The following is a 9,655-nucleotide window of genomic DNA, read 5'->3' as shown; positions in this document are numbered from 1 at the left end:
GGTTCGAGCAGAGGGTGGGTGTCGGCCGTCGGTGTGGCTGCCGTGGTGCCGGTTCGGGCTTCGTCTGGTGGTAGGAGGCGGTAGACGTAGCGTCCGTCCTGGCCCTTGGTGATGTGCATCTGGGCCGGGTTGGCGTGCTTGTGTCGGTTGTGCCACCCGCAGGCCAGGGCCAGCTCATCGATGTTCGTAGGACTGTTCCCCAGCGCCCAGCCGTGGACGTGGTCGATTTCGCACCCGGTACCGGGCACCTCGCACCCCTGGACGGCGCAGGTCGGGTAAAGGGCTTCCAGGACCTGGCGTTGGCCGGGGGTGGCGAACCGGTGCCGGTAGCCGAGGTAGAGGGGGATGCTGCCGCGTCCCAGGATCAGCGGGGAGACTCCGGCGTTGAGGGCGACGCGGCGGGCCTGCTCGGCGGGGATGGGGCTGCCGTCGGTGAGGCGCGCCGGGGCGGAACCGCCGGTGAGGGTGTCCAGGTCGATGATGAGGGTGACCTTGGTGGCCTTGTGTCCACCTGAGAGGACGCCGGTCAGCGCGGCCGCAGTCCGTTCGGAGAGGTCTCGGCGGTCGTCGGTGCCTGCGGGTTTGGCCAGCGGGCCGAGGGTGCCGTCCCAGAGGGCGGCGTCTTCGGCGTTCAGCCAGCCTTTCAGGTATCGGCCGCCGTCCAGCGAACGCGTTGAGTCGATCCAGGAGCGCTCATAGCCGCGTTTGGCGTCGTCGGGTGCCTGTTCGGTGCCGTCGCGCTCGGCGATGACGTCGCGGATGCGGCGGCCGAAGGTGGCGACCTTCCCGGCGGAGAAGTCCTGGTCGACCATGTCGAGCAGGATCTTCTCGGCGGCGGCACAGTCCGCGTCGTCCAGCCGGGTGACGGCCCCCGCGATCGTTGCGGCGTAGCCGTACGACAGATCCCCGGCGGCCCACCTGGTGCTCACAGAGGGAAGGCGGTGACGGTGCCGCGCCAGGGTGAGGCGTTCCTTGGCGCGAGCATCGCGCATCCCCAAGCGCGACCGCAGCCACGATTGTGTGGACGGAAGGCCCCACCGTTGCACTTCCCCGGAATTGTCGACCACGGAGACGAATCCGGCGATGGCGCTTTCGTGTTGGTCGGTGGCACGTGCGAGTTTCTCGGTGAGTTCGAAACAGGCCGCAGCGGATTCGGGAGCCTCGAGTTCGGCGAGTTTAGCGGCAATCGCCGACGCCGCGTCCACCAATTCCATGGCGGACGCGGCGTCGAGATCGATCTCCACCGTACCCATATAACTATGATACTGGAGTCGGTGGAACTATGTAGCCACACTGTCACAGTTCCGAACGAATTCCGGGTTCGAATAATATCACCACGAAGCCACGTCGGAAAATCGCAAGATCAAAGAATCGGAGAACGGGGAATTTCCCTTGTCCCGTTCGTGGCTGGGCGGTGGGGGCGGCGCGACCAGGGCAGGGGGCAGGCGGAGCCTGCCCCCCGAAAAGCTGGACCCAGGGGCCGCAGAGGCTCCGAAGTCAAGGGTGGGACGAAGTCCCATCGCGAAGCGACGCCGAAGGCGCCCTTGACTTTGGAGGGGCGGCCCCGTACGCTGCGCCGCCCCCACCGCCCTGTGCAGATATATGCCATTCCCTTGGAGAGTCGTTCAGCGCCTCGAAATCGTTCCGTACCCATTTTGGATCAACGAGATCGTGCGTCAGCAGGGCGACAGGGCGCAAGTAGGAAGTGAAAGCGAACAGGCCGCCCCTTACGGAGCGGCCTGTTCGTTGTCGCGGTTACTTGCGGATAAGGTTCCGGAGGACGTACTGGAGGATGCCGCCGTTGCGGTAGTAGTCCGCCTCGCCCGGAGTGTCGATGCGGACGGTGGCGGTGAACTCCTTGCCGTCCGCCTTCACCGTGACCTCGTCGGGGACGCCGCCCTGGTTCATGGCGGTGACGCCGGTGATGTCGAACGTCTCGGTGCCGGTGAGGCCGAGGGACTCGGCGGAGTCGCCGTCCTTGAACTGGAGCGGCAGCACGCCGAGGCCGATCAGGTTCGAGCGGTGGATGCGCTCGTAGGACTCGGCGATGACGGCGCGGACGCCGAGGAGCGCGGTGCCCTTGGCGGCCCAGTCGCGGGACGAGCCGGAGCCGTACTCCTTGCCGGCGATGACGACGAGGGGGATGCCCTGCTCGACGTAGTTCCGCGAGGCGTCGTAGATGAACGACTGCGGCGCCCCCGGCTGGGTGAAGTCGCGGGTGTAGCCGCCCTCGACGTCGTCCAGGAGCTGGTTGCGGAGCCGGATGTTGGCGAACGTCCCGCGGATCATGACCTCGTGGTTGCCGCGGCGCGAGCCGTAGGAGTTGAAGTCCTTCACCGCGACGCCGTTGTCCTGGAGGTACTGCGCGGCGGGCGTGCCGACCTTGATCGCCCCGGCCGGGGAGATGTGGTCGGTGGTGACCGAGTCGCCGAGCTTGGCCAGGACGCGGGCGCCGTGGACGTCGGTGACCGGCTCCGGCTCGGCGCCCATGCCGTCGAAGTACGGGGCCTTGCGCACGTAGGTGGAGTCCGGGTCCCACTCGAACAGGTCGCCGGTCGGGATGTCGAGACCGGTCCAGCGCTCGTCGCCCTTGAACACGTCGGCGTAGCTCTGCGTGAACATCTCCTGGCCGATGGACGACTCGACGATGGAGGCCACCTCGTCCGGCTCGGGCCAGATGTCGCGCAGGTAGACCGGACCGTCGGTGCCCTCGGCGATGGGATCGTTGAGGATGTCGATGTCCATCGTCCCGGCGAGGGCGTAGGCGATGACCAACGGCGGCGACGCCAGGTAGTTCATCTTCACGTCGGGGCTGATGCGGCCCTCGAAGTTGCGGTTGCCGGACAGCACCGCGGTGACCGCGAGGTCGTTGTCGTTGACGGCCTTGGAGATCTCCGGCTGCAGCGGCCCGGTGTTGCCGATGCAGGTGGTGCAGCCGTAGCCGACCAGGTTGAAGCCGATCTTGTCGAGGTACGGGGTGAGGCCGGCGCGCTCGTAGTAGTCGGTGACGACCTGCGATCCGGGCGCGAGGGAGGTCTTGACCCACGGCTTGCGGGTGAGGCCCTTCTCCACGGCGTTCCTGGCCAGCAGCGCCGCGCCGATCATCACGTACGGGTTGGACGTGTTGGTGCAGGAGGTGATGGCCGCCACGGCGACGTGCCCGTGGTCGAGCTCGAAGCTCGTCCCGTCGTCGAGGGTGACCTGGACGCGGTGGTGCGGGCGGCCGGAGCCGTTGGGGTCGACGTGCCGGGGCTTGTCACCCTCGGTCGCGTGGGAGACCGCCGGCGAGTCGGAGGCCGGGAAACTCTCGTTGGACGCCTCGTCCGCCGCGCCGAGGACGCTTTCGACGTAGTTCTGGACGTCCCGCCGCCAGGTCGTCTTCGCGTTGGACAGGGAGATGCGGTCCTGCGGGCGCTTCGGGCCGGCCAGCGACGGGACGACCGTCGAGAGGTCGAGCTCCAGGTACTCGGAGAACTCGGGCTCGACGGACGGGTCGAGCCACATGCCCTGGGCCTTGGCGTACGCCTCGACGAGCGCGATCTGCTCCTCGTCGCGCCCTGTCAGCCGCAGGTACTTCAGCGTCTCGCCGTCGACCGGGAAGATCGCGCAGGTGGAGCCGAACTCGGGGCTCATGTTGCCGATCGTGGCGCGGTTGGCGAGCGGCAGCGCCTGCACGCCCTCGCCGTAGAACTCGACGAACTTGCCGACGACGCCGTGCTCGCGCAGCATCTCGGTGATGGTCAGCACCAGGTCGGTCGCCGTCGTCCCGGCGGGCAGCCCGCCGGTCAGCTTGAAGCCGACCACGCGCGGGATGAGCATCGAGATCGGCTGGCCGAGCATCGCGGCCTCGGCCTCGATGCCGCCGACGCCCCAGCCGAGGACGCCGATGCCGTTCTGCATCGTGGTGTGCGAGTCGGTGCCGACGCAGGTGTCGGGGTAGGCGGTGCCGTTCCGGTCGAACACCACGCGCGCCAGGTGCTCGATGTTGACCTGGTGGACGATGCCGGTGCCGGGCGGGACGACCTTGAACTCGTCGAACGCGGTCTGTCCCCAGCGCAGGAACTGGTAGCGCTCCCGGTTTCGCTCGTACTCCCGCTCCACGTTGCGGTCGAACGCCTGCGCGGTGCCGAAGTAGTCGACGATGACGGAGTGGTCGATGACCATCTCGGCCGGGGCGAGGGGGTTGATGTTGCTCGCGTCCCCGCCCAGTTCGCGGACGGCCTCGCGCATCGTGGCGAGGTCCACCACGCACGGCACGCCGGTGAAGTCCTGCATGATCACGCGGGCCGGGGTGAACTGGATCTCCTTGCTCGGCTCGGCCTTGGAGTCCCAGCCCGCGAGCGCGCGGATGTGGTCGGCCGTGACGTTCGCGCCGTCCTCGGTGCGCAGCAGATTCTCCAGGAGCACCTTCAGGCTGTACGGGAGACGGGCCGAGCCCTCGACGGCGTCCAGCCGGTAGATGTCATACGACTTGTCGCCTACTTGCAGCTTTTCACGGCTGCCGAAGCTGTTCGCGGACACGGACTCCTCCTCCGTCACCACCGCGCGTCCGGTCCGGGACATGAGCGCGCGGCGCTGTCTTCTCAGTTCGTCGAATCCCGCCCCGGCGGCCGGCGCGGCGCGCACGTCGCCCGGGACGGAAAGCTCATCTCCCCATGATCCTGCCTTAGCCCGGCCCTCGGTCGGGAATCGGGGCGGCCCAACTTCGACGAGATTTCTCTCGACGTCAAGCTATCTTCAATTTATCTCGATGTCGAGGTACTGCACCCCGGCAGGGCCGCCGCGGGGCAGAGGTCGCCGCCGACCTACCCAGGATCACCCCCACCACTCGCCGGACCGGCGGGGACGGCCGCCGCCCGGCCGTCCTGGGCGAGGCGAGCGCGCAGGCGCGGGAGCGCACGTCCAGGGCCGCACCGGGCGACCGGGAGGACCGGCCGATTCCGCGCCGGGGAGGGGCCGAAGATTGACGAGTGCTTCCCTGGTCGTTAAGGCGGTCTTAGGACAGTCGTGGCTAATGTCCTGACGGCCATCGAGGCCGCCTCGGAATTCGGCGGCCGAACCGTCAGGACAATGGAGGACGGCCTGTATGCGCAGGACCATCGCCTACCCAGTCGCCATTCTCGCGGCCACCGGCGGAACACTGTTCACCGCGGGGCCCGCCGCTGCGCACGGCTACATATCGTCGCCGCCGAGCCGGCAGGCGCTGTGCGCCGCGGGCGCCGTTCCCGACTGCGGTCCCATTCAATTCGAACCGCAGAGCGTGGAGGGGCCGAAGGGGCAGAAGAACTGCCACGGCGGCCTCGGCCGGTTCGCGGTGCTGTCCGACGAGAGCCGTGACTGGCCGGCGAAGTCGGTCGGCGGCACGGTGACGTTCAGCTGGACCCTCACCGCGCGCCACCGCACCAGCACCTGGGAGTACTTCGTCGGCGACGAGCGCGTGGCCGTCTTCGACGACGGCAACCAGATCCCGGAATCGGTCGTGACGCACCAGGTCGACCTCAGCGACTTCCCCGGCCGGCAGAAGGTCCTGGCGGTGTGGAACATCGGGGACACGCCGATGGCGTTCTACAACTGCGTCGATCTGGACGTCGGCGGCGGTTCCGGAGCGCAGCCGCCGGACTCGGCCTCCCCCGAGCCGACGGCGGAGCCCACCTCCGGCCCGACGAGCACCCCCTCCACGCCCGCACCGGCGCAGCCCGAGCCGACCGGCGCCCCGGCCGACGGTGAAGCCTGGCAGGCGGGCGTCACGTACGCCGCCGGCGACGAGGTCACCTACAAGGGCACCCGTTACCGGTGCCGGCAGGCGCACACGACGATCCGCAGCTGGGAGCCCGAGTTCACGCCGGCCCTGTGGCTCGCGCTGTGAGCACCCGCGCCCTGCTGCCGGCCGTGCTCCTGGTCCCCCTGCTGCTGCTGACGGCGTGCGGAGGCGGGGAAGGGACGTCGTCGGAGCCGGCGAGCGCCGCCTCGGACGCGCCGGCCTCGGACGGCTACAACGAGCAGGACGTGATGTTCCTGCAGATGATGATCGCGCATCACCAGCAGGGCGTGGAGATGGCCCAGGTGGCCGCCGAGCGAGCCCAGGGCGCCCAGGTGCGCAATCTCGCCGCGGCCGTCGTGGCGACGCAGTCCGAAGAGGTCACGACCATGAGCTCCTGGCTCCGCGCGTGGTCGAAGCCCCTCACGAGCGATCACCCGGCGGGCGCGCACGCCGCCCATGGCGGCATGCCGGCCACCGGCGCCAAGGAGATCAAGACGCTGAAGCGGACCACCGGGGCGGGTTTCGAACCGGCGTTCCTCAACCTGTTCGTCGGGCACCAGCACGGCGCGGTGGAAATGGCCGAGACAGAGCTGCGCAAGGGCGGCAACGCCGGCGCCAAAGCGTTCGCCAAGCGCGTCAAGGAGTCCCGGACCGACCAGATCCGGCAGATGCTCGGTCTGCTCAACGGCTGAGTCCGGCACGCGGTTTCCGCGGAGTTTCCGGCGCCGGACGGGCGGGGCATGGCAGCCTCGCCCGTCCGGCCGGACGTGCCGGATGGACGTGTAGGAGGGACGTGCCGGAGCCATGAGCGAACCTTTTGGATCGGCCTTTCGGTCCATACTTAATGGGATATTGTTCGACCGTGGCTACCGTGTTGCTGGTTGAAGACGACGACCATGTCCGGCAGGCGTTTCTGCGGGAACTCCGGGATTTGGGGCACACGGTGCGCAGCGCCGGCCGGGCCCTGGACGCGCTGCGGGACGCGGCCGCGAACACACCCGACGTCGTGGTCCTCGACCTGGGGCTGCCCGACCTCGACGGGGGCGAGGCGCTCAAGATGCTGCGCGCGGTCTCGGACGTGCCGGTGATCGTGGCGACGGCCCGGGACGGCGAACCGGAGATCATCCGGCTGCTGGAATCGGGGGCCGACGATTATCTGGTCAAGCCTTTCTCGGCCGGTCATCTTCACGCCCGGATCGAGGCGGTGCTCCGGCGGACGCGGACGGAGCACCGGCAGAAGTCCCTGGTGGTCGGAGAATTGAATATCGACCTCGACCGGCGGCAGGCGAAACTGGGCGAGGCCGTTCTGCGGCTGTCCCGCCTGGAATTCGACATGCTGGCGTTCCTGGCGCGCAACGCCGGACGGGTCGTGACGCGGCGCGAACTGCTGAGCGAGGTGTGGCAGCAGCCGTACGGAGACGACCAGACCATCGACGTCCACCTGTCCTGGCTGCGCCGCAAGATGGGGGAACGTTCCGCCGCACCGCGCTATCTGCACACCGTGCGCGGCGTGGGAGTGATGCTGACGGCCCCGGAATGACGCCCCGCGCCAGCTCAGTACTCGTAGACCTGGATGATCGGCGGATGGCCGTTCCATTTCGCGAACACGGCCGAGCCGTGAACGTCGTCGGTCAGGTCGACGCGCAGCCATTTGGACTGCCTCCACACCTTGGCCCGGAAGCCGTCGCCGGGCGTGGCGGACACGAGCCGCGCCGCGTCGTCGGACAGCGCCAGCACCACGCTTCCGGACTTGACCGTGTAGGTGCGCGTCTTCTCGCCGGGCTTCCGCGACACCTCGGGGGACGCCGGCCGCTCGCCCTCGGGCGTGGCGGTGGGCGCGGCATCGGCCCCGGAACGGGACGGGGACGGCAACGCGGACGGAGAGTCCTCGGCGGAGGCACCGGCGGAGGGGCCGGCCGGAGGCCGCCCCTCCAGGACGGGGACCTCCGCCGCCAGGTCGGGCGAGCCCAGAGCGGTCCCGCGGACCGCGCCGCCCACGCCCGTCCAGCTGATCGCGATGCCGGCGGCGGTGGTGGCGGCCCACACCGCCGTGAAACCGATTCGAGCTCGCATGGGCCTCATTCCTGCCATAGGAGCATATCTTTCACTTCTCACACGGTCGGCGCGCGTGGGAGCCCGTCGGAAGGGTGGGTGGGATGAGAACGGCACTGGCGCGGATCGCCACGGCGGTGACGGCGATGGTGGCGCTGTCGTTCGTCGTCCCGCTGGGGCTGCTGAACGGCCAGATGGCGCACGACCGGGCGCTGAACGCGGCCGAGCGGCAGGCGGCGTCGCTGGTCCCGGTGCTGTCGGTGACCGCCGACCCGGCCGCGCTGAACGACGCGGTCGGCTCGGTCCCCGCCGGGACGGCGGGACGGCTGGCGCTCCATCTGCCCACCGGCGAGGTGCTGGGGTCGCCCCATGCCCCGCCCGGGGACCTGGCCTCGGCGCGGCGGCTGAGCCGCACGTCCACCGTCGCGGCTCCGGGCGGGAAGGTGCTGCTGCGCCCGGTGCTTCTGGAGGCCGCCGAACCGGCGGTCATCGAGGTGTACGTGCCGCAGGACGAGCTGAGCCGGGGCGTCGTCAGGTCGTGGGTGATCCTCGCCCTGGTGGCGCTCGCGCTGGTGCTGGTGTCGGTGGCGATGGCCGACCGGCTGGCCAAGCGGGTGGTGCGGGCCATCGACCGGCTCATCCGCGCGGTGACCCACGTCGCCGCGGGCGACCTGGCGGCGCGCGTCGATCCGCGGGGACCGGCGGAGCTGCGCGCCGCCGGCGAGGCGTTCAACGACATGGCCGACCGGCTGGCCCGGCTGCTCGCGGCCGAACGGGAGGCCGGCGCCGACCTGTCGCACCGGCTGCGCACCCCGCTGACCGCCCTGCGGGTCGACCTCGACGGGCTGGCCGCCAATCCCGGCGACCCGGCCCGGCTGGCGCAAAGCCGCAGCGCGCTGGAACGGCTGGAAACGGCGGTGGACGACATCATCGCCGCCGCGCGGCGGCCCGCCGGAACGTCCGGCGGGAAGGCGGCCCCGCCGGCGGGCTGCGACGCGGCCGAGGTGGTCCGCCGGCGGCTGGAGTTCTGGTCGGCGCTCGCCGAGGACCAGGAACGCGGCTGGGACCTGGTCGGCGCCGGCGAGCCGGCCCCGGTCCCGGTCGCCGAGACCGATCTCGCCGCCGCGCTGGACGCGCTGATGGGCAACATATTCCGGCACACGCCGCACGGCACCGCCTTCCGTCTCACCGTCCACCGCGGCCGCCACTCCACCGGCCTGCTGTTCGGCGACGCCGGTCCCGGCATCGCCGACGTCGAGGCGGCGCTGCGGCGCGGCGCCAGCGGCGCCGGTTCCACCGGGCTGGGGCTGGACATCGCCCGGCGCCTGGCCGAATCCACCGGCGGGTCGCTGCGCGCGGGCGACTCCCCGCTGGGCGGCGCCCAGATCGAGATGTGGCTGCGCACCGCTCCCCAGCCGGCCTCGCGCCGGGCGGCCCGCCGCGCCGGACGCCGCTGACCATCGGTCATCACGCCACACTAATCTCGTCCGCCGCCCGGAGACGGCCACCGGAACACCACGGCCGTCCTCTTGTTCAAGGCTTAAGGAAGCACTGAAAGGACGTTAAGAGGGAATCGCGTGAACCGGGTGCGATGAGTTTCGCCATAGCGGGCGGCCTCCCTAGGTGACCGCCGAAACAGGGGCGCAGTGCCCTGGGAAGGACGCCGGATGGCCACGAGGTTCGGGACGGCGCTTGACCCGCCCCCGGCCCCGCAGGTCGGCCCGGTGCAGCGGCCTCCGCGTCCAGCCCACGGCGTCCGGATTCAGCCGCCCGCTCGGCAGGCACAGGTCGACGGCCTCGGTGATCTCGCGCTCGTGCGTCGGCATCCCCCGAGCCTACGAC

Annotated in this window: 8 protein-coding genes; 4 read left to right on the top strand and 4 right to left on the bottom strand. The window is 70.3% G+C overall.

The features are described 5' to 3' along the window. Together E1281_RS32555 and acnA are read right to left on the bottom strand one after the other, a co-directional pair. Positions 1–1,214 (bottom strand): HNH endonuclease signature motif containing protein (locus E1281_RS32555; RefSeq protein ID WP_243717655.1); only part of this gene is annotated, 1,214 nt, incomplete at its 3' end. 541 nt (positions 1,215–1,755) lie between these two features. After that, positions 1,756–4,521, bottom strand: a complete 2,766-nt coding sequence (gene acnA, locus E1281_RS32550; RefSeq protein ID WP_131883550.1) for an aconitate hydratase AcnA — start codon at positions 4,519–4,521, stop codon at positions 1,756–1,758. Between the two features lie 565 nt (positions 4,522–5,086). Between acnA and E1281_RS32545 the strand changes: the two genes are divergently transcribed. The 3 genes from E1281_RS32545 to E1281_RS32535 all read left to right on the top strand — a co-directional run bounded on the left by E1281_RS32545 (position 5,087) and on the right by E1281_RS32535 (position 7,301). Beyond that, entirely contained in the window at positions 5,087–5,866 is a 780-nt protein-coding gene (locus tag E1281_RS32545) for a lytic polysaccharide monooxygenase (RefSeq protein ID WP_131883549.1), read from the top strand. Then, positions 5,863–6,453 (top strand): DUF305 domain-containing protein, encoded by a 591-nt coding sequence (locus E1281_RS32540; RefSeq protein WP_131883548.1) that lies wholly within the window; start codon positions 5,863–5,865, stop codon positions 6,451–6,453. The genes E1281_RS32545 and E1281_RS32540 overlap by 4 nt, the downstream gene beginning before the upstream one ends. Before the next feature lie 170 nt (positions 6,454–6,623). Then, the gene (locus tag E1281_RS32535) at positions 6,624–7,301 is read left to right on the top strand and encodes a response regulator transcription factor (RefSeq protein ID WP_207943619.1); all 678 of its coding nucleotides are present in this window, start codon (positions 6,624–6,626) and stop codon (positions 7,299–7,301) included. Positions 7,302–7,315: 14 nt separating this feature from the next. Here E1281_RS32535 and E1281_RS32530 read toward each other — a convergent pair whose 3' ends face one another. Then, complete coding sequence (locus E1281_RS32530) at positions 7,316–7,834, bottom strand: hypothetical protein (protein ID WP_131883547.1); 519 nt, start codon at positions 7,832–7,834, stop codon at positions 7,316–7,318. Between the two features lie 83 nt (positions 7,835–7,917). Here E1281_RS32530 and E1281_RS32525 point away from each other — a divergent pair, with 83 nt between their 5' ends. Then, a complete protein-coding gene (locus tag E1281_RS32525) occupies positions 7,918–9,270 on the top strand; it encodes a HAMP domain-containing sensor histidine kinase (RefSeq protein ID WP_131883546.1) in 1,353 nt (450 codons plus the stop codon). Positions 9,271–9,432: 162 nt separating this feature from the next. Here E1281_RS32525 and E1281_RS32520 read toward each other — a convergent pair whose 3' ends face one another. After that, on the bottom strand, positions 9,433–9,639 hold the full coding sequence (locus tag E1281_RS32520; RefSeq protein WP_347813327.1) for a hypothetical protein: 207 nt from the start codon (positions 9,637–9,639) through the stop codon (positions 9,433–9,435). Positions 9,640–9,655: the final 16 nt, after the last annotated feature.

Source organism: Actinomadura sp. KC345 (assembly GCF_004348515.1).
Classification (GTDB): Bacteria; Actinomycetota; Actinomycetes; order Streptosporangiales; family Streptosporangiaceae; genus Spirillospora.
This window is presented reverse-complemented; position numbering and strand designations above follow the sequence as displayed.